At 64.1% G+C, this 16,386-nt stretch carries 23 protein-coding genes; 2 read left to right on the forward strand and 21 right to left on the reverse strand.

Translation table 11 applies throughout. The features are described 5' to 3' along the window. Positions 1-2: 2 nt before the first annotated feature. From OCV80_RS16095 to OCV80_RS16145, 11 genes are all read right to left on the reverse strand, one after another. Positions 3-959 carry a DHH family phosphoesterase gene (locus OCV80_RS16095; RefSeq protein WP_174233004.1) on the reverse strand — a complete coding sequence of 319 codons (957 nt, stop codon included), beginning with the start codon at positions 957-959 and terminating at the stop codon, positions 3-5. A gap of 2 nt (positions 960-961) precedes the next feature. Beyond that, a complete protein-coding gene (gene rbfA, locus OCV80_RS16100; RefSeq protein ID WP_025545418.1) occupies positions 962-1,351 on the reverse strand; it encodes a 30S ribosome-binding factor RbfA in 390 nt (129 codons plus the stop codon). Between the two features lie 52 nt (positions 1,352-1,403). Then, complete coding sequence (locus OCV80_RS16105) at positions 1,404-1,802, reverse strand: hypothetical protein (RefSeq protein ID WP_119311794.1); 399 nt, start codon at positions 1,800-1,802, stop codon at positions 1,404-1,406. A gap of 292 nt (positions 1,803-2,094) precedes the next feature. Continuing rightward, a complete protein-coding gene (infB, locus tag OCV80_RS16110) occupies positions 2,095-4,485 on the reverse strand; it encodes a translation initiation factor IF-2 (protein ID WP_119311793.1) in 2,391 nt (796 codons plus the stop codon). A gap of 87 nt (positions 4,486-4,572) precedes the next feature. Then, a complete protein-coding gene (locus tag OCV80_RS16115) occupies positions 4,573-5,214 on the reverse strand; it encodes a 50S ribosomal protein L7 (protein WP_119311792.1) in 642 nt (213 codons plus the stop codon). Further along, positions 5,201-5,482 (reverse strand): RNase P modulator RnpM, encoded by a 282-nt coding sequence (gene rnpM / locus OCV80_RS16120; RefSeq protein ID WP_021747944.1) that lies wholly within the window; start codon positions 5,480-5,482, stop codon positions 5,201-5,203. Before rnpM ends, OCV80_RS16115 begins: the two co-directional genes overlap by 14 nt. 30 nt (positions 5,483-5,512) lie before the next feature. After that, complete coding sequence (gene nusA, locus OCV80_RS16125) at positions 5,513-6,688, reverse strand: transcription termination factor NusA (RefSeq protein ID WP_025545102.1); 1,176 nt, start codon at positions 6,686-6,688, stop codon at positions 5,513-5,515. Between the two features lie 51 nt (positions 6,689-6,739). After that, complete coding sequence (locus tag OCV80_RS16130; RefSeq protein ID WP_119311791.1) at positions 6,740-7,201, reverse strand: ribosome maturation factor RimP; 462 nt, start codon at positions 7,199-7,201, stop codon at positions 6,740-6,742. Between the two features lie 222 nt (positions 7,202-7,423). Continuing rightward, positions 7,424-8,236, reverse strand: a complete 813-nt coding sequence (locus tag OCV80_RS16135) for a metal ABC transporter permease (protein ID WP_119311790.1) — start codon at positions 8,234-8,236, stop codon at positions 7,424-7,426. Next, positions 8,233-8,946, reverse strand: coding sequence for a metal ABC transporter ATP-binding protein (locus OCV80_RS16140; RefSeq protein WP_119311789.1), 714 nt, complete (start codon positions 8,944-8,946; stop codon positions 8,233-8,235). Before OCV80_RS16140 ends, OCV80_RS16135 begins: the two co-directional genes overlap by 4 nt. Continuing rightward, a complete protein-coding gene (locus OCV80_RS16145; RefSeq protein WP_119311788.1) occupies positions 8,933-9,352 on the reverse strand; it encodes a Fur family transcriptional regulator in 420 nt (139 codons plus the stop codon). Before OCV80_RS16145 ends, OCV80_RS16140 begins: the two co-directional genes overlap by 14 nt. A 166-nt stretch (positions 9,353-9,518) precedes the next feature. Between OCV80_RS16145 and OCV80_RS16150 the strand changes: the two genes are divergently transcribed. Continuing rightward, positions 9,519-10,436: a nucleotidyltransferase family protein gene (locus tag OCV80_RS16150; protein WP_136891261.1), complete on the forward strand. Its 918-nt coding sequence runs from the start codon at positions 9,519-9,521 to the stop codon at positions 10,434-10,436. Positions 10,437-10,502: 66 nt separating this feature from the next. Then, positions 10,503-10,880 (forward strand): double zinc ribbon domain-containing protein, encoded by a 378-nt coding sequence (locus OCV80_RS16155; protein WP_136891260.1) that lies wholly within the window; start codon positions 10,503-10,505, stop codon positions 10,878-10,880. Positions 10,881-10,934: 54 nt separating this feature from the next. On the opposite strand, the gene OCV80_RS16160 is transcribed toward OCV80_RS16155, so the two are convergent. The 10 genes from OCV80_RS16160 to OCV80_RS16205 form a co-directional block, all read right to left on the reverse strand. Beyond that, positions 10,935-11,393 carry a hypothetical protein gene (locus OCV80_RS16160; protein ID WP_136891259.1) on the reverse strand — a complete coding sequence of 153 codons (459 nt, stop codon included), beginning with the start codon at positions 11,391-11,393 and terminating at the stop codon, positions 10,935-10,937. After that, positions 11,363-11,536 carry a hypothetical protein gene (locus OCV80_RS16165; RefSeq protein ID WP_158629758.1) on the reverse strand — a complete coding sequence of 58 codons (174 nt, stop codon included), beginning with the start codon at positions 11,534-11,536 and terminating at the stop codon, positions 11,363-11,365. The genes OCV80_RS16160 and OCV80_RS16165 overlap by 31 nt, the downstream gene beginning before the upstream one ends. After that, positions 11,533-11,952, reverse strand: a complete 420-nt coding sequence (locus tag OCV80_RS16170; protein WP_119311786.1) for a DUF5301 domain-containing protein — start codon at positions 11,950-11,952, stop codon at positions 11,533-11,535. Before OCV80_RS16170 ends, OCV80_RS16165 begins: the two co-directional genes overlap by 4 nt. An 11-nt stretch (positions 11,953-11,963) precedes the next feature. Then, positions 11,964-13,499: a DUF4153 domain-containing protein gene (locus OCV80_RS16175; RefSeq protein WP_119311785.1), complete on the reverse strand. Its 1,536-nt coding sequence runs from the start codon at positions 13,497-13,499 to the stop codon at positions 11,964-11,966. A gap of 53 nt (positions 13,500-13,552) precedes the next feature. Then, the gene (locus OCV80_RS16180; RefSeq protein ID WP_267288555.1) at positions 13,553-13,870 is read right to left on the reverse strand and encodes a hypothetical protein; all 318 of its coding nucleotides are present in this window, start codon (positions 13,868-13,870) and stop codon (positions 13,553-13,555) included. Then, complete coding sequence (locus OCV80_RS16185) at positions 13,867-14,259, reverse strand: hypothetical protein (RefSeq protein ID WP_119311784.1); 393 nt, start codon at positions 14,257-14,259, stop codon at positions 13,867-13,869. The genes OCV80_RS16180 and OCV80_RS16185 overlap by 4 nt, the downstream gene beginning before the upstream one ends. 397 nt (positions 14,260-14,656) lie before the next feature. Next, on the reverse strand, positions 14,657-14,875 hold the full coding sequence (locus tag OCV80_RS16190) for a helix-turn-helix domain-containing protein (protein WP_021747930.1): 219 nt from the start codon (positions 14,873-14,875) through the stop codon (positions 14,657-14,659). A gap of 9 nt (positions 14,876-14,884) precedes the next feature. Then, complete coding sequence (locus OCV80_RS16195) at positions 14,885-15,457, reverse strand: DUF2975 domain-containing protein (protein ID WP_119311783.1); 573 nt, start codon at positions 15,455-15,457, stop codon at positions 14,885-14,887. A 15-nt stretch (positions 15,458-15,472) separates the two neighbouring features. Then, a complete protein-coding gene (locus tag OCV80_RS16200) occupies positions 15,473-16,057 on the reverse strand; it encodes a DUF2975 domain-containing protein (RefSeq protein ID WP_119311782.1) in 585 nt (194 codons plus the stop codon). Positions 16,058-16,071: 14 nt separating this feature from the next. Then, positions 16,072-16,386 (reverse strand): hypothetical protein (locus OCV80_RS16205; RefSeq protein WP_267288556.1); only part of this gene is annotated, 315 nt, incomplete at its 5' end.

Consider the following 16,386-nt stretch of genomic DNA (forward strand, 5'->3'; position numbering starts at 1 on the left):
GCTCAGCGCTGATAGTCCGGCGCCACCTGCGCCACGGCAGCCAGGATTCGCTCCCTGGCCTCAGCCCAGGGGGCCTCCACCGTGCAGCCTGCGGCGGCCGCGTGGCCGCCGCCGCCCAGCAGCCGGCAGGCCTCCGTGGCATTAATCCGGGGACCGGTCCGCAGGGACATCTTCCACACATCGGGCCGCAGCTCCCGCATGGTGATGGCGCAGTCCACGCCCTCAATCTGGGGACCCAGAGCGGAGAGGTCCTCCGCATCCGTTTCCGAGGCGCCGATCCGCGCCATCAGGGAGAGGGGCACGGACAGCACCGCCACCCGGTCTCGGTCGTAAAACGTACAGTCGTTGAGGATGGCGGCCTCCAGCTGCATCCGCCTGCGGCTCTTGGTGCGGAAGAACACCTTGTTGACGGTCTGATAGTCGATGCCGGTCCGCAGCAGCGCGGCCGCCACCGCATGGGTCTGGGCAGTGGTATTGGCGTAGGCAAAGCAGCCTGTGTCCGTGGAGACGGCCACATACAGCGGAAGGGCCATCTCCGGCGTGATGGGGCCCAGATCGGACAGAATGTCGTAGATTAGCTCTCCGCACGCGGCGGCTTCCGGCCGGACGATATTCTCTCGGCCAAAGGACTCAAAAGAGGGATGGTGGTCAATGGCCAGATCCACCCGTTCCGCGTATGGTCTGGCGTTCTCCGGGAACAGGCCCACCGTGGCGATGTCCGTGGACACCACCTTGTCCGGTGTGAAGCCTTCCGGCGCCTCGTAAGGGCGGAAATAGGGGGCGGTGGTGTCTGTCAGCTCCGGATTGGGCAGCAGAAACGCCGCCTTGCCCAGAGACCGCAGTCCTGCGCACAGGGCTGCGGCACAGCCCACCGTGTCCCCATCCGGGCGGACATGGGTGAGGATCAGAATATTGTCAAAGGTCCGCAGCAGCGCCGCGGTCTGGGGGACCGTCAGCATGCTCATTCCTCCGTTTCGCCGGCGTCCGGGTCGTCCCGGGCTTCATCCTGCCGCTCCACCTGGCGCAGGATCTCCAGGATGTGGGCGCCGTGCTGGATGGAGTCGTCGGCGATGAACTGCAGCTCCGGCGTGTATCGCAGCTGCAGGGCCCGTCCCAGCTCCCGCCGCAGGAAGCCGCCGGCGGATTTCAGGCCCTTCAGCACGTCTTTCTCCTGGTCCTTGTCCAGAACACTGATATAGACCCGGGCGTATCGCAGGTCGCTGGTGGTGTCCACCCGGGTGATGGATACCATACCCACCTGGGAGACACGGGGGTCCTTCAGACGGCGGAGCTGGTCCGCCAGCTCCCGCTGGATCTCCTCGTTGATCCGGCCGATTCGATTGCTTGGCATAGAGAGATACCTCCTTATGGGAGTTCATTGGAATTGCGCTTGGTTGGAGCGCTTATATGGTCAGGGTAATGCAGGTCTGCTCCCGCTCCTCCATCTGCACCAGGGCGTCGGCGTCCAGATCTGCCAGCGGGCCCGTCAGGCGAAAGGCCCGGACCCGGATATCGCTCACCCACAGGTTCCACAGCTCCACCTGTTCACCGGGAATGCAGCTCTGCCGCAGATAGTCCCGCAGCAGGGCGGCGTCCTGCTCCGTAGCACGCAGGTCCAGCTCATAGCGATGGGGTTTCATGGACAGCTCCAGGTTGTCCACCGCAGGGCGGTAGTAGACATGGGGCTGAACAGAAAATCCTTCCTCCTCATACCGCACGCCGCGGTGGAAATAGACCCGGCGGGTCTGGGCGGCATACAGCGGAAGGGGATGATCGGCGCAAAGCAGGATCACGCGGCTCATAGGCGCTCCTTCTGAAAAAGCAGGGCGGGCGTTTACGCCCGCCCTGCCGGCTATTGCAAGTATGGTTGATGATTGCGATCTGATGAGGCAGGCCCATTACCGGGGAAGCTGTTCATGGTAAACACCTCGATGATACCGCACGCCCCATGAAATGGGTTTCACAGGAACTCTGAATCAGACATCCTCGGCGGGCAGAGCCAACCGCGGCACGCTTGGGCGCACTGCCGTGCGGGGCCGCTCTGCGACCCGAAAGGGCGGCGGAGAGGCGGTATACAGCGTCAGGCCCAGCACATTACCGCGGAATCTCCTCCATGGTAAACGCCTCGATGATATCGCCCTCTTTGATGTCGTTGAACTTCTCCACGGTCAGGCCGCACTCGTAGTTCTCAGCGACCTCCCGGGCGTCGTCCTTGAACCGCTTCAGGGAGGCCAGAGAGCCCTCGTGGATCACGATGCCGTCCCGGACCACCCGGACGGAGCAGCTACGGACGATCTTGCCGTCCTGGACGTAGCAGCCGGCCACGGTGCCCACGCTGGAGACCTTGTAGGTCTGGCGGACCTCCGCGTGGCCCAGCACCACTTCCCGGTACTTGGGGGCCAGCATGCCCTTCATGGCCGCCTCGATCTCATCGATGCAGTCATAGATGACGCGATACATCCGCATATCCACGTTCTGGCGCACCGCGCCGTCCCGGGCGGCGGCGTCCGGCCGGACGTTGAAGCCCACGATGATGGCGCCGGAGGAGGCAGCCAGCATCACGTCGGACTCGTTGATGGCGCCCACGCCACCGTGAATGACACGGACGGTCACTTCGTCGTTGGACAGCTTTTCCAGAGAGGCCTTCACCGCCTCCACACTGCCCTGGACGTCGGCCTTGACGATCAGGGCCAGCTCCTTGCGTTCGCCGGCCTGGATCTGGTCAAACAGGTTCTCCAGAGAGACCTTCTGCACCGGTGCGGCGGCCTTGGCCTTCTCCTCGGCCTTGCGCTGCTCCACCAGCTCCCGGGCCATGCGCTCGTCGGCCACGGCGAAGAAGGGGCTGCCGGCAGAGGGCGCTTCGGAGAGGCCCGCGATCTCTACGGGTACGGAGGGGCCGGCCTGGGTGAGACGGGCGCCCTTGTAGTCCATCATGGTCCGGACACGGCCCACGGCGGTGCCGGCGATGATGATGTCGCCCTGCTTCAGTGTGCCGTTCTGCACCAGCAGAGTGGCCACGGGGCCCCGGCCCTTGTCCAGCCGGGCCTCGATGACGGTGCCCTTGGCAGACCGGTTGGGGTTGGCCTTCAGCTCCGCCATCTCAGCGGTGAGGGTCACCATTTCCAGCAGGTTTTCGATGCCGATCTTCTGCTTGGCGGAGATCCTACAGCAGATGGTGTCGCCGCCCCAGTCCTCTGGTACCAGGCCGTACTCCGTCAGCTGCTGAAGCACCCGGTCCGGGTTGGCGTTCTCCCTGTCGATCTTGTTGATGGCCACGATGATGGGGATACCTGCGGCCTTGGCATGGTTGATGGACTCCACGGTCTGGGGCATGATGCCGTCGTCCGCTGCCACCACCAGAATGGCAATGTCCGTAATCATGGCGCCGCGGGCCCGCATGGAGGTGAATGCCTCATGGCCCGGCGTGTCCAGGAAGGTGATGGGCTTGCCGTTCACCTGCACCTGATAGGCGCCGATGTGCTGGGTGATGCCGCCGGCCTCTCCGGCCGCCACAGAGGTGTGGCGGATGGTATCCAGCAGGGAGGTCTTGCCGTGGTCCACGTGACCCATGACCACCACCACGGGAGCCCGGGGCACCAGATCCTCCGCCTTGTCCTCGTGGTCGTCAATCAGCCGCTCCTCGATGGTGACGACAACCTCCTTCTCCACCTTGCAGCCCATCTCCTCGGCGATGATGGCGGCGGTGTCGAAGTCAATGATCTGGCTGAGGGAGGCCATAATGCCGTTCTTCATCAGGCACTTGACCACCTCTGCGCCGGTTTTCTTCATGCGGCTGGCCAGTTCGCCCACGGAGATCTCATCGGGGATCATGACCTTCACAGGGGCCTTCTTGGCGATCTCCAGCTGGAGCCTGCGCATCCGCTCTGCCTCGTCCTGCTTGCGCTTGTTGGAGAAGGTCATGCCGCCCCGGCGCTGGTTGTTGGTGCGGATCTTCTCCTTGCCGCTGCGCTGCTGCCGCTGCATCCGAGCGCCCCGCTCGCCGCCCAGATCCTCCAGCCGCTCATCATACTTGGCCAGATTCACGTCGCCGCCCTTGCGGGTGTCCACGATCTTCCGCTGGGGCACCCGGGACACCGGCTGCTGCGCCGCAGGCTTGGAGGCGGCGTTCTGCTGCTGGGGCTGCTGCCGGCCACCCTGGCTGCTCTGCGCGCTCTGGGCAGGCACAGACTGCCTGACCTGCTGGCCCTGGGCGGGCGCGGCGGCCTTGCCGGCGGGCTCTGGCTTTTTGGTGGCTGGTTCCTTCGCAGGCTCCTCCTTGTAGGTGTCGGCGAAGATCACCTGGATGCTGGAGACCGGATTGTGCTGCGTCAGGTATTCAAAGATCAGAGAGAGCTCCTGATCTGTCAGCGCCTGCATGTGGTTTTTGGGAGTCTCGGCGTATTTCGTCAGGATCTCCGTGATGGTCTTGGTGGGAAGGCCGAAATCCTTCGCCACCTCATGGACTCTGTATTTCTCAATACCCAATAGAAACACCTCGTTCTGCTCCAACCCGAGGGCTGGGAAATTTTTTCAAATAGCTGCCGCGGACACATGCCGCGGCGGCGCGGTCCGTCAGCCTTCCTTTTTCTTGCGGAAGGAGCCTTTGCCCTTTTTCACCGGGCGGCTGTTGGCGTATGGCCGCGCCTGTGCCTTCGGCTTGGGGCGAGCGTCCCTGGGGGGACGGGATCGGTATGGCTTTGCGCCGCGGGGACGGTTCCCGTCTGGCGCACGCTCCGGTGGCATTTCCGCCGGAGGTTTGGCCGCCTTTGGTGCAGGCGGCGCCTTTCGGCGGCGCTTGCCCTGGCGGAGATTCTTCTCATGGGCCGCCTGCTCCGCCCGGCGCTCCGCGGCCCGGCGGGCCTTTACATCCATCCGGTCCGCCGCGTCGGCGTACTGCTCCGGATCCAGCTCCGCCAGCCGGTGCAGCAGGGCGGCGGCCAGTCCCACGTCCGTCACCGCGGCGATGGCCACGGCCGTCCGGCCCAGGGCCCGGCCCAGTTCCGCCTTGGTGAAGGGGAGCTGGAGCCACAGGCAGTCACCGGCCTGGGCGAAGTGCTCGCACCGGCGGCGGGTGCCCTCCGCCGCGTCGGCGGCCAGCAGCAGCACCCGGGCGTCCCGGGCGCGGGCCACGGCCTCTACCGGCTCCTCGCCCACGGCCAACCGGCCGCCCCGCAGGCTGAGACCCAGCAGGGACAGAATGTTAAGCCGGTCCATCCGCACCTCGCAGTTCTGCCTCCATGGCGTCGTAGACCTCCGGCGGGATGGCGGTGTCAAAGGCCCGTTCCAGGGCCCGGGTTTTCCGGGCCTTCTGCAGGCAGGCCACGTCGTGGCACACATAGGCGCCCCGCCCGGGCTTCTTGCCGCCGAAGTCCAGGGACACGGTGCCGTCCGGGGCCTTGACCACCCGCAGCAAGGCCTTCTTATCCTTCATTTCCCGGCAGCCCACGCACTGCCGCTGGGGAATCTTCTTCACTTTCGGCATCTCATAGGCCGCCTTTCTGATAAACTGATCTTACTCCGCGTCCACGGGCTCCACAGCGGACGCTTCCGCCGTGTCCGCGGCCTCCGGGGCGCCCCCGGCAGGGGGCTCTTCCTCGTCGTGATAGCTCTCCGGCTTGATGTCGATTTTGTAGCCGGTGAGGCGGGCCGCCAGGCGGGCGTTCTGTCCCTCCTTGCCAATGGCCAGGGACAACTGGTCATCCGGCACGATGACGCGGCAGGCCTTGCCCTCGTCCGCCATCCACACATCCACCACGTCGGCAGGCGCCAGGGCGGCGGCGATAAACTGGGCCGGGTCTTCGCTGTACTTGACGATGTCGATCTTCTCGCCCCGCAGCTCCTCCACAATGCTGCCCACACGCTGGCCCTTGGGGCCCACGCAGGCGCCGATGGGGTCCACGTTCTCGTCGTTGGACCACACGGCCATCTTGGTGCGGCTGCCGGCTTCACGGGCGATGGATTTCACCTCCACGGTGCCGTCATAAATCTCGGGGACCTCCAGTTCGAACAGGCGCTTCACCAGGCCCGGATGGGTCCGGGAGATCAGCACCTGGGGCCCGCGGGTGGACCGGCGAACCTCCACCACATAGACCTTCACATGCATGCCTTCGGTCAGATCCTCGCCGGGGACCTGCTCACCGGCCATCAGCAGCGCCTCGGTAGAGTCGGTGCCGGTGCCGATCCGCAGGGACACATTGCCGTTGCGGGGATCCACACGGGTGACTACGCCGGTGAGGATCTCATGCTGCTTGGAGTTGAACTCATCATACACCTGGCCCCGCTCGGCCTCCCGCAGGCCCTGGATGATGACCTGCTTGCCGTTGCCTGCTGCGATGCGGCCGAACTCCACCGTGTCCACAGGGATGTTCACGATGTCGCCCACCTCGTACTTGGCGGAGAGCCTCTTGGCCTCCTCAATGGGCATCTCGTTGGCGGGGTCCACGTAGTCCTCTTCCTCCACCACGTTTTTCTGGACGAACATCTTCAGGTTCTGGTGTGCCTCGTCCACATCCACGATGACGTTCTCCACATCCGCGTGGTCCCGCTTGTAGGCGGTGGTGAGGGCCTGGACAATCTTCTCCATCATGAAGGACTGGGGGATGCCCCGCTCCTTCTCCAGCAGAGCCAGTGCCGCGAAGATTTCCGCGGGATTGAAGCCTACGGGCTCCTTCTGCTTTTTGCCTTTCATGTTGCTGATTCTCCTTGTTGATAAAATACGTCTTGTCGGGACGGTGATTGGTTAAAATTCCACCCGCAGGCGGATAAGGGCAGTCTCCTTCTTGGGGAAGACCAGATCCTGGCTGCCCACGGTGACGGTGACATCGCCGGTGGCCTCGTCATAGCCCTTCAGATAGCCGGCAAACTCCTTCCGGCCCTCCCGGGCCCGGTACAGCTTCACCAGCACGGGGCTGCCCAGAAACTGCTGAAAATCGGAGGGCCGCTTCAGCGCCCGCTCGGCACCGGCGGAGCCCACCTCCAGGGTGTAGCTGCCCTCGATGGGGTCGGCCTTGTCCAGCAGGTCGCTGACCTTCCGGGAGATCTCCTCACAATCCAGAATGTCCACGCCGCCCTCTTTGTCCAGCAGAATGCGCAGATACCAGGTGCCGGCCTCCTTGACGTACTCCACGTCCCAGAGGGTGCAGCCCTGTTCCGCGATAGCGGGAGCGGCCAGTTCCGCGGTCAGTTCAGTGATCTTTTTCATGGGAGGACTCCCTTCTTTTGGAAGTTTAAGCAGAGTTTGCCTGACCGAAAAAGGTCAAGAAAAAGAGCGGACCCCGCAGCCCACTCCACATACCTTACTCTTCTAACATACGCATCATAGCACAGATACTGGAAAAGCGCAAGCCTTTTCTGCCAGATTCTTTTCTAATATTGTATAAAAAAATCCGCCGGATATACGGCACAGCCGCAGATCCGGCGGTTTTCAGCGCCTGCGCAGCCAGCCGGCAGCACAGGAGAGCAGAAACAGCGCGAGATTTGCCGCCACCACAGAGGCTCCCACCGGCGTGGACAGCGTCCAGGAGGCCATGAGTCCCGCGCAGAAGCAGCACACCGACGTAACGGCGGCACATACCACCACGCCCCGGAAGCTCTTGAACAGCCGCATGGCCGTCAGCGCCGGGAAGATCACCAGGGAGGAGATCAGCATGGCACCCATCATCCGCATCCCCAGCACGATGGTCAGGGCGGTGAGAATGGCCAGCAGGGTGTTGTACCAGTCCACCCGCAGCCCCGTGGCCCGGGAGAAGCTCTCATCGAACGTCACGGCGAAGAGCTTGTGGTAGAACAGCACGAACAGGGCCAGCACCGCAAGGGACAGTACCGCAGACAGGGCCACATCCGCCCACGTCATGGCCAGGACGCTGCCGAACATGTAGTTGTCCACATCCGTGGTCATGCCGCTGGTGCGGGAGATGACGATGATGCCGACGGCCAGGGCCGACGCACTCATGACGGCGATGGCCGCGTCGCTGTTCCAGCGGGGATTGGTGGCCAGCCGCAGCAGGAAGAACGCCGCGAGGATCACCACGGGGATGGAGAAGTAGAGGGGAGTGAACCCCAGGGCCACGGCGATGGCCAGGGCGCCGAAGGAGACGTGGCTGAGGCCATCGCCGATCATGGAGTACCGCTTCAGTACCAGGGGGACTCCCAGCAGCGCGGCGCAGAGGCTTACCAGCGTCCCGGCGATCAGGGCCCGCTGCATAAAGGGATAGGTCAGCATCAAGGTCAGGCTCATTCCTCCACCTCCCGAAACCGCCGCCCCTGGGGGGAGGCCAGATAGTCTTTGACTGTGCCTAAAAAGTAGCTGCTGTGGCCGATGTGCAGCACCGTCCGGGCGCTGCGCAGGGCGGCCCTCAGATCGTGGGTCACCATCACCACCGCCATGCCCTCCTTCCGGTTCAGGTAGGAGAGGGTCTTGTACAGATCCTGGGCCGCGGCGGGGTCCAGGCCGGTAATGGGCTCGTCCAGGATCAGCAGGCTGCGGGCGGCACACAGGGCCCGGGCCAGCAGCACCCGCTGCTGCTGGCCGCCGGAGAGATCCCGGTAGCTCTGGTCCTTCAGCTCCAGAATCCCCAGCTTGCCCATGTTCATCAATGCCGCGGACTTCTGGGCGGCGGTGTAGAAGAACCGCAGCCCCTTCTGGTTCAGGCAGCCCGAGAGGACCACTTCATACACCGTGGCCGGGAAGTCCCGCTGGGCCCGGGTCTGCTGGGGCAGATAGCCCACGGCTCCCTGCCGCAGTTCCGGCGCCCGGAGAATCTCCCCGGACTGGGGGGAGAGGAGCCCCAGCAGGCCCCGCAGCAACGTGGACTTGCCGGAGCCGTTGTCCCCCACGATGCACAGGTAGTCCCCCGCCCGGATGGTGAGATCCAGGTGGGCCAGGACGCTCTGACCCTCATACCCCAGGGACGCGTCCCGGCAGACGATCAGCTCATTGGGCTCCATGGTGGTCCTCCTCTCCGGCGCAGACGTCGCACACCCCGGAAAACAGCGTCCCCCGGGGATCGATGCGGAAGTGGTGCTCCCGCTCCAGGTGGTCGTACAGGTTCTGCAGGCGGGTACAGTCCACATGGCGGATGCGGCCGCAGCGCTCACACTTCAGAAGAAAGCAATCCCGGTGGCCTTGGGACTGGCGGCCGCAGTACTGGTACAGGGCGCCCTCCTCGGTGTTGACCTTGTGGACCGCCCCGGCGGCCTCCAGCTTTTCCAGCTGGCGGTAGATGGTGGCCAGGCCCACCGGGCAGCCCTCCCGACGCAGGTCCTCCGCCAGTTCGGCGGCGGTGCAGGCGGTCTCGCCCCGGGCCTCCAGGCAGCGGAGCACCGCCTGGTGCTGTTTGGTGCTGTATGGCATCCAATGCCTCCTTTAATCTGAAAATGATTATCGTTTTCATATTATAGACCGCAGAGGAAAAAAGTCAAGAGCAGTTGCAAAAATCCGGCAAATAGGGTATGGTAAAAGAACAGCGTATGGTTGCGCAACAAGGCGCAAATTCACAAAAACTTTAGGAGAGAAGCAAATGAAAGTCTCACTGGTCATCATGGCGGCGGGCCTTGGGTCCCGCTACGGCGGCAGCAAGCAGGTGGACGGCATCGGGCCCCACAACGAGATCCTGATGGAGTACTCCATCTACGACGCCCTCCGGGCGGGGTTCAGCAAGGTGGTGTTCATCATCAAGCCGGAGATGGAGGAGATGATGCGCCGCCTGTGCGGGGATTATCTGGCGAGGAAGACCGCACTGGACGGCACGCCGGTGGAGGTGGCCTATGTCTTTCAGGACTTTACCTCCGTGCCGGACTTCTACCGGATTCCGCCGGAGCGGACCAAGCCCTTCGGCACGGTCCATGCCCTGCTGTGCGCGGCGGATGTGGTGCACGAGCCCTTCTGCGTCATCAATGCCGACGACTATTACGGCATTGACGCCTACCGCACCATCTATGACGAGCTGGTGAAGCTGCCTGAGACGGGAAAGGCCACCATGGTGGGGTATCTGCTGAAGAATACCGCCAGCCTCCACGGCACGGTGTCCCGCGGCGTGTGCGCGGTGGAGGACGGAAAGCTCCGCTCCGTCCGGGAGGCACTGAAGATCCAGCTGTATCCCGACGGCACGCTGCGGGATCTGGCGGAGGGCACGGACCTGTCCCCGGAGACGGTGGTGTCCATGAACTTCTGGGGGTTTGCCCCCAGCATCTTCCCCGCCCTGCGGGAGTACTTTGAAAACTTCCTCCGCACGGAGGCCGGGGAAAATATCAAGGCCGAGTGCCTGCTGCCGGTGATGGTGGGGGATCAGCTGCAAAAGGGCGCGCTGGAGGTGTCCGTCCTTCACTCCGCGGACAAGTGGTTCGGCATGACCTACCATGAGGACCGGGAGATCGTGGCGGAGGAGCTCCGCAAGCTCCATGCCAGGGGAGATTATCCGGAGAGCCTGCGGATGTGAGCATGCGGAGGTGCGGGAGATGAATCCGAACACGCCGGTGGGTTGCCCCCAGTGCGGGGGGGGCAGATGGACCTCTGGCAGGCGGGCAGGCGCCTGGCTCTGACGGGCCTTTTTGCCTCCGTCACCGACTGGATTGAGGTGGATATATACAGCTGCCCCGCCTGTGGAAGACTGGCCTTTTTCCGCACCAACTTTCTCCCTCAGCCGAAAAAACATGTGCCGGTGGAGCCGGAACCAACAGACGTGGACACCGCCGCCTTCTACGTTCCCGGTACGGGGGAGCTGGTCAAATGCCCGGTCTGCGGCAAGGAGCATCCCCGTGACGATGCCTTTTGCCCCCTGTGCGGGACCCGGCGGGATCAGCCCTGCCCCTGGTGCGGAAAATGGTTTCCGGCAGCACAGCCGGTCTGTCCCTGGTGCGGCCACGGCCGAGATGAGGAATAAGCGAAACCGCCAAGCGGCGGCCATGGAAACCCATGGCCGCCGCTGTTTTTCTGCTCAAAAAAAGCACTCCACCACATACAGCCGGGTACCTGCGCTGTTTACCAGCAGGTACAGCCGGTTGCGTTCATCCGTTGGGTGCGCCGCCGTGAAGCCGCGGCAGTCCGAAAAATCGGGCCGCTGGTCCGCCGGAACGGCCAGCAGATCCAGGATTTCGGTCACTGGCACTTCTGCGGACCTGACCGGCGTAGCTTCCTCTGTCAGGGTTTCCTCCAGCCCGCTGTCGTCCGCGTATGCCAGGACGTGATACCGCTCCCCGTCCCCGCTAAAGCTGGCGCCGCTGTCGGTCTCATACAGACAGCCCTCGCTGGCGGGGAGCTCCAGCTCCCAGTTGAGCTGAACGGTTCTGACATAATCGCCGCTGCCCCAGAAGATCATCAGGACCGACAGAACCAGCAGGACCGGCAGTGCCAGCAGCCCGCCCATCAGCTTCCACATGGACTCACCTTCTGCCATGCAACTGAGACCTCCACCGTGGACGGCACGGTGTTCTCCATCCGGTCATAGGCGGCCTTGTAGCCGATCAGATAGAACACCCCGGCGATCAACATGCCGCAGAGCAGCAGGCACACGATCCAACCGGCCGACGGCCTGTTCACTGTGGATTCCTCCCCTCCGGCGCGGCGTCAGCCGCCAGAACTGTCCAAAGTGCCTCGTCCCCCTGGTAGATGCCCGTATAGGGCTGCTCCAAACAGCAGATGCCGTCCGCCTCGTAGACGTACAGAACGCTCCAGTCCGGCGTCTCGCCGGTGCCCAGCTCCACCTTTACCGCACCGGTTTGGTCCGGCGCGTCCTGCACGCTCTCCATGCCGGTGGAGACAGCCTCTGCCGCCTGTTGGAGAAATTCTCCGATCCAGTCCCGGTCCGTGTGGAGCGTCACCGCATCTCCTGCCGTTACCCGGATGGCAGTGACCTCCGCCGCCTCCGGGAGGACGATCCGGCCCGCCCTGCCGCAGGCTGTTACGGCCAGCGCAAGCCCCAGGCACCAGGCGGCCAGCCGCAGATAGCGCTTCATGCCCGGCCCCCTTACGCGCCGCCCCGGCTGGCCAGCCAGGCCGAGAGGCTCCAGGTCCGCCAGTCGGCGCAGTCTGTTCGGGCCTCCTGCCGCCGCTGTTCCAATAGGATGGACAGGCGGGCCGTACCGATGGCGTCCCAGTCCCCATACGCTGTGCAGACCATGTCTCCGTCCAGCCGCTCCAGCTGGGACAGGGTGTCATAGGAGAGGTCATAGAGCAGGTACTCCGCGTCCAGCACCCCGCTCTCCCCGGAGAGGTAGCGGTCCACCTGATCCTTTGCCACCAGGTAGTCCACCGGCACGCAGTTGATGACCAGCCACCCCGCCAGGGCCAGGGGAAACACCACCCGACAGAACCGGAAGTCTGGCCGCCGCACCTTCCAGGCCGCAGCCAGCAGAAAGGCCGCCATCATCCCCATGCCCCAGTAGGTCATGCAGCGCTTGAAGGACAGGCCGTACACATCCACATACAGCGTCATCCGCCAGGCGGCAGAGAGGAGCAGGAGCAGGCTCTCCGCTGTCAGCAGGGCGGAGAGGAGGCGGACTGCCCGCCAAGCGCCGCCCTCCCGGCGGGACCACTGGACCGCAGCCAGCAGAAGCGTCAGGTTCACCACTGTCACCCCCACCATCTGGAAGAAACCGCTCCGGGCCCACTCGGCATAGGAAAGGCCCTTTTGGGCCAGGTACTCGGCTCCGCCGAAGAGTCCGGCGGATTGGACGCCCAGGAACAGCAGGTACAGCGCCGCCACCGCCGCCAGCACGATGGCGAAGCCCAGGCCGTCTACCCCGCCGCGGGCTGCGGCTCCGGTCCGTTTCAGGGGTGTGGGGCGGCGGAGACTGTACAGCAGACCGAAGAGGAAGGGGGTCATGACGCTGGCCAGCAGGGCCTTCCAGACCGCGTCCGTGAAGTGGAGGGAGACAAAGGCCCGCAGGTCCGCCGTGGCGGCGGCGAACAGCGCGTCGGCGGAGGCCAGAACGGGCACCAGTACCGCCAGCAGCGCCAGGGCGCCGGCCGCCCCCAGCAGCAGGGGCAGGACCCGCCGGGCGGCGCCGTCCTTTTTCTGAGGCCAGGCGGTGGCCAATGCTGCCCCCAGATGGCCGAAGAGGCCCCACAGCAGCAAACAGAGCCGCTCCCACAGCATGGAGGGACGCCACCAGGGCAGAAATTGTCCGCCGGAGAGGCCGATGGCGTGGACGGGCAGCAGGGCCAGCAGGGCCAGCAGATTCCACGCCCGGAAATACCAGTTGGACCCCAGGGCCAGCGTGGCGGCCAGGGCCAGATTCACCGCCAGCAGAACGCGGCTCTCCCAGGTGTTCAGCAGGGGGCGGCCCAGGTAGAGCCCCAGCAGGCCGTACCAGACGCAGACGGAGGCGGTCAGTCCCGCGGTGGGGCCGCTCCAAAGCAGCGTGTTCACCAGCAGAAGACAGAAGCAGAAGGCCAGCGGCAGAAGCAGTCGCTCTCGGGAGGAGATCACATAAATTTTCACCGCATTTTGCGTAAGCTTCGCCGGCCCTCCCGCCGGCAGGGCTTTTTCATGTTCATTCATAATGGGTTCTCCTTTTTTGGGGCTGTCTCCACAGCAGGGACAGTCAATGCACGTTACGTTCGGTCTCTGGCGGCAAAGTGGTGGCTCACCACGGCCATGGTTTCAAAGATCAGCGTTATCACAAACAGGATCCGGCCGGCGATAGCTGCGCCGGAGGCCTGGACCAGGGCCGTTTCCAAATCACCCGCCACGGTCTCCAGCTGCACGGCGAAGAGCTGGGACAGCAGGGCCAGGGCGCAGGCCATCCCGCCGCCGGCCAGCTTCCAGCCGGAGCGGTCCCTCTCAGGACGGAGAAAGGACCACACCGCCAGCACCCAGCCGGTAAAGCCCGTCAGCAGGCTGACCGCATTGCAGAATGGGGCATCAATCATGCGTCCACCTCCTTGCGGAAACCGGAGTTGTCCGGGGAACTGTCTTGCCTGGGCGGGACACACACCAGGGGCAGCAGAAGCAGGTAGAGGAAGAGTGGATACAGCCAGGTACGGCTGCCCAGCGTCGCCAGCAGGCCCGGCGCCGGGCCGGTCTCCACAGCGTCAAAGGTGAGATTGGTGAACTGGAACGAGAGCCGCAGCGCCGCAATATGCAGCAGCAGGACCAGCGAGGCGCTGCCCAGGCAGAAGAGCTTCACCCGCTGCCGCTCCCGCAGATTGAAGAGCAGGAAGAGCAGGTGAAAGGCCATCAGCAGGAACGTAAACCCCAAAACATAGTCAAAGGGGTTGCACAGCCTGCCGAACTCGGTAAACAGCGAAAGCTGAAACATCGCGAGAAACCTCCAACAGTAAAGATTCCAAAAGCGCAGCCTTTATCGCGTCAGCATCAGAAGGAGTATCCGAAACGGCGTTATGAGATACCGCAACGGCCCCGGCGGCCTTCCGGGGCAGATCGGCAGACTGACCGCCGCCGGATACAATCCGCAGAAGATGTCCCGCAGTACACTGGGTCCCATCTTCCGCGATCTGCCCGGCTCCAGAGGCGGATCCCCAGAGATACCAGGGGCAGAAGGACACAGGGATCCACCCCAGCAGGAGGACCAATACCACTCCCGGCCAGGCGGCGCTGAAGAACGTGGGCGGGAAGAGCTGCGCCGCCAGCAGGGAAAATGCGGGGACGGCAGATGCAGGCCCGCTTTTGGCGGGGCGGAGCCGTGCGCCTGGCGGTCATGGTTCCGCCTCTTCGTCCGGCACGAACTCCAGAATGTCTCCCGGCTGGCAGTCCAGGGCGGCGCAGATGGCCTCCAGCGTGGAGAAACGGACGGCCTTGGCCTTGTTGTTTTTCAGAATGGACAGGTTGGCCAGGGTGATATCCACTTTCTCCGATAGTTGGGAGAGGGACATTTTCCGCTTGGCCATCATCACGTCCAGGTTGACTACAATCATGCCGTCACCTCAAATCGTCAGGTCGTTTTCCGCCTTCATCTCCGCTGCCCGGTGAAACAGCCCGGCCATCACCAGGCACAGAAGGCCCGCCATGGTGAAGAGGGGGATGAACAAAGCGGTGTAGGACAGCAATGCGGCGGCGCCATCCCGGCAGAGGGTGAAGGCGGTCCGGCCCAGGGCGCCGGCGGCGATCACAAAGCAGCCTGCGGCGGCCCGCTGGAGGTAGACGGCGTTCTTCGGGGAGAACGGCGTGCCGTCCGCCACAGAGGCCAGCAGACGGATGCCCTGGACCAGGATCACTGCGCCGCAGATGCCCGCCAAAAGCAGGAATAGAGCCAGGACCGCGGTCTCCGGGGACTTCCAGGCCTCTTTCAAAATGATTTCCAGCAGATTTCCCACCCCATCATCAAAGTCGTAGGCGAAAACGGCCAGGAGATGGTCAAAGCGCATGGAGGCCGGATTCTGAAAGCGGAAGTAGGCCAGGGCCGGTGTCAGGGGAAGCAGCAGAATGTCGCAAAAGATGAGGAAACCGCAGAGAAAAATCAACACATCCGCGATTTTTTGGGCAGCAGTACGAACCATGGCGTGGGCCTCCTCCTAAATGGTCAGGTCGTTTTCCGCTTTCATCTCCGTCGCCTGGCGGAACAGGGCGGACATCACCAGGCACAGCAGGCCGAACATGGTGAAGATCGGCACAAAGAGCGCGTTGTAGGTGGCCAGGGGGCGGAGGGACTGGTAAAACCACAGCCCCCAGATCGTCCGGAGCAGTGCCGCTCCCGCGATGCAGAAGGAACATACAGCCGCCCGTCGGAGGCTGACGGCATTCTGCGTGGAAAACGGCGCACCCTGGAGGATGGTGCCCAGCACCCGGAGCCCCTGGAGGAGAATCAGCGCGGTACAGATGCCGCAGATCACCAGGAACAGGGCGATTAGGGCGTTGGCGCCCTCGCCCCATATCCAGACCCAGGAGAGAAAAATCGCGGATACGCCTGCGGCGGTCACATCGTCCGCCTCCGGGTGGAACAGGTCATGCAGAAAGGTGCCGGCGCCGCCGAAGAGGTTTTCCGCGTTGACCATGACGGAGGCGGGAACCAGCAGCAGAGCCAGGACGTTGAGCAGTAGGGCGAAGATCAGCAGTACCCGGAGCACCCGGGCGAGTATTTGCACAGTACTGTTGGACATGGTCGCTTTCCTCCTTATGCGTGAGAATGGGCCCGGCTGGCCGGACGGGGACGCAGCAGGCACAAGGCCCAGATGCCGCAGAACTGCAGGAGAAGCGCCAGCAGGATCTGGAGCGCGGAACCCTCTGTCCAGAGCCACACCCAGCACCAGGCACAGAAAATCAGGAACCGAAGCAGCCCCTTCCAGAAGGGCACATAGTTCTCCACCGCGCCTGTCAGCTCCGGCAGCCATTCGCTGCCTGTCAGCACCAGACTGGGAACGCAGAACAGGGCCGCCAGAAGCAGCAGCGCCAGCAGAACACGCCAGAGACGGCTGGACGGCATAGGAAT

Origin of the sequence: Oscillibacter acetigenes, assembly GCF_025567605.1 — a bacterium.
Classification (GTDB): Bacteria; Bacillota; Clostridia; order Oscillospirales; family Oscillospiraceae; genus Oscillibacter; species Oscillibacter welbionis.

Bases quoted from the DNA above. Each gene is read 5' to 3' on its own strand.
- OCV80_RS16200 (WP_119311782.1), bottom strand. From the start codon at position 16,057: ATGTCCAACAGTACTGTGCAAATACTCGCCCGGGTGCTCCGGGTACTG.
- OCV80_RS16140 (WP_119311789.1), bottom strand. From the start codon at position 8,946: ATGGAGCCCAATGAGCTGATCGTCTGCCGGGACGCGTCCCTGGGGTAT.
- OCV80_RS16135 (WP_119311790.1), bottom strand. From the start codon at position 8,236: ATGAGCCTGACCTTGATGCTGACCTATCCCTTTATGCAGCGGGCCCTG.
- OCV80_RS16180 (WP_267288555.1), bottom strand. From the start codon at position 13,870: ATGATTGATGCCCCATTCTGCAATGCGGTCAGCCTGCTGACGGGCTTT.
- OCV80_RS16155 (WP_136891260.1), top strand. From the start codon at position 10,503: ATGGACCTCTGGCAGGCGGGCAGGCGCCTGGCTCTGACGGGCCTTTTT.
- rbfA (WP_025545418.1), bottom strand. From the start codon at position 1,351: ATGCCAAGCAATCGAATCGGCCGGATCAACGAGGAGATCCAGCGGGAG.
- OCV80_RS16150 (WP_136891261.1), top strand. From the start codon at position 9,519: ATGAAAGTCTCACTGGTCATCATGGCGGCGGGCCTTGGGTCCCGCTAC.
- nusA (WP_025545102.1), bottom strand. From the start codon at position 6,688: ATGAAAGGCAAAAAGCAGAAGGAGCCCGTAGGCTTCAATCCCGCGGAA.
- OCV80_RS16115 (WP_119311792.1), bottom strand. From the start codon at position 5,214: ATGGACCGGCTTAACATTCTGTCCCTGCTGGGTCTCAGCCTGCGGGGC.
- OCV80_RS16145 (WP_119311788.1), bottom strand. From the start codon at position 9,352: ATGCCATACAGCACCAAACAGCACCAGGCGGTGCTCCGCTGCCTGGAG.
- OCV80_RS16095 (WP_174233004.1), bottom strand. From the start codon at position 959: ATGCTGACGGTCCCCCAGACCGCGGCGCTGCTGCGGACCTTTGACAAT.
- OCV80_RS16190 (WP_021747930.1), bottom strand. From the start codon at position 14,875: ATGATTGTAGTCAACCTGGACGTGATGATGGCCAAGCGGAAAATGTCC.
- OCV80_RS16160 (WP_136891259.1), bottom strand. From the start codon at position 11,393: ATGGCAGAAGGTGAGTCCATGTGGAAGCTGATGGGCGGGCTGCTGGCA.
- OCV80_RS16175 (WP_119311785.1), bottom strand. From the start codon at position 13,499: ATGAATGAACATGAAAAAGCCCTGCCGGCGGGAGGGCCGGCGAAGCTT.
- OCV80_RS16195 (WP_119311783.1), bottom strand. From the start codon at position 15,457: ATGGTTCGTACTGCTGCCCAAAAAATCGCGGATGTGTTGATTTTTCTC.
- OCV80_RS16105 (WP_119311794.1), bottom strand. From the start codon at position 1,802: ATGAGCCGCGTGATCCTGCTTTGCGCCGATCATCCCCTTCCGCTGTAT.
- OCV80_RS16130 (WP_119311791.1), bottom strand. From the start codon at position 7,201: ATGAAAAAGATCACTGAACTGACCGCGGAACTGGCCGCTCCCGCTATC.
- rnpM (WP_021747944.1), bottom strand. From the start codon at position 5,482: ATGCCGAAAGTGAAGAAGATTCCCCAGCGGCAGTGCGTGGGCTGCCGG.
- OCV80_RS16185 (WP_119311784.1), bottom strand. From the start codon at position 14,259: ATGTTTCAGCTTTCGCTGTTTACCGAGTTCGGCAGGCTGTGCAACCCC.
- OCV80_RS16170 (WP_119311786.1), bottom strand. From the start codon at position 11,952: ATGAAGCGCTATCTGCGGCTGGCCGCCTGGTGCCTGGGGCTTGCGCTG.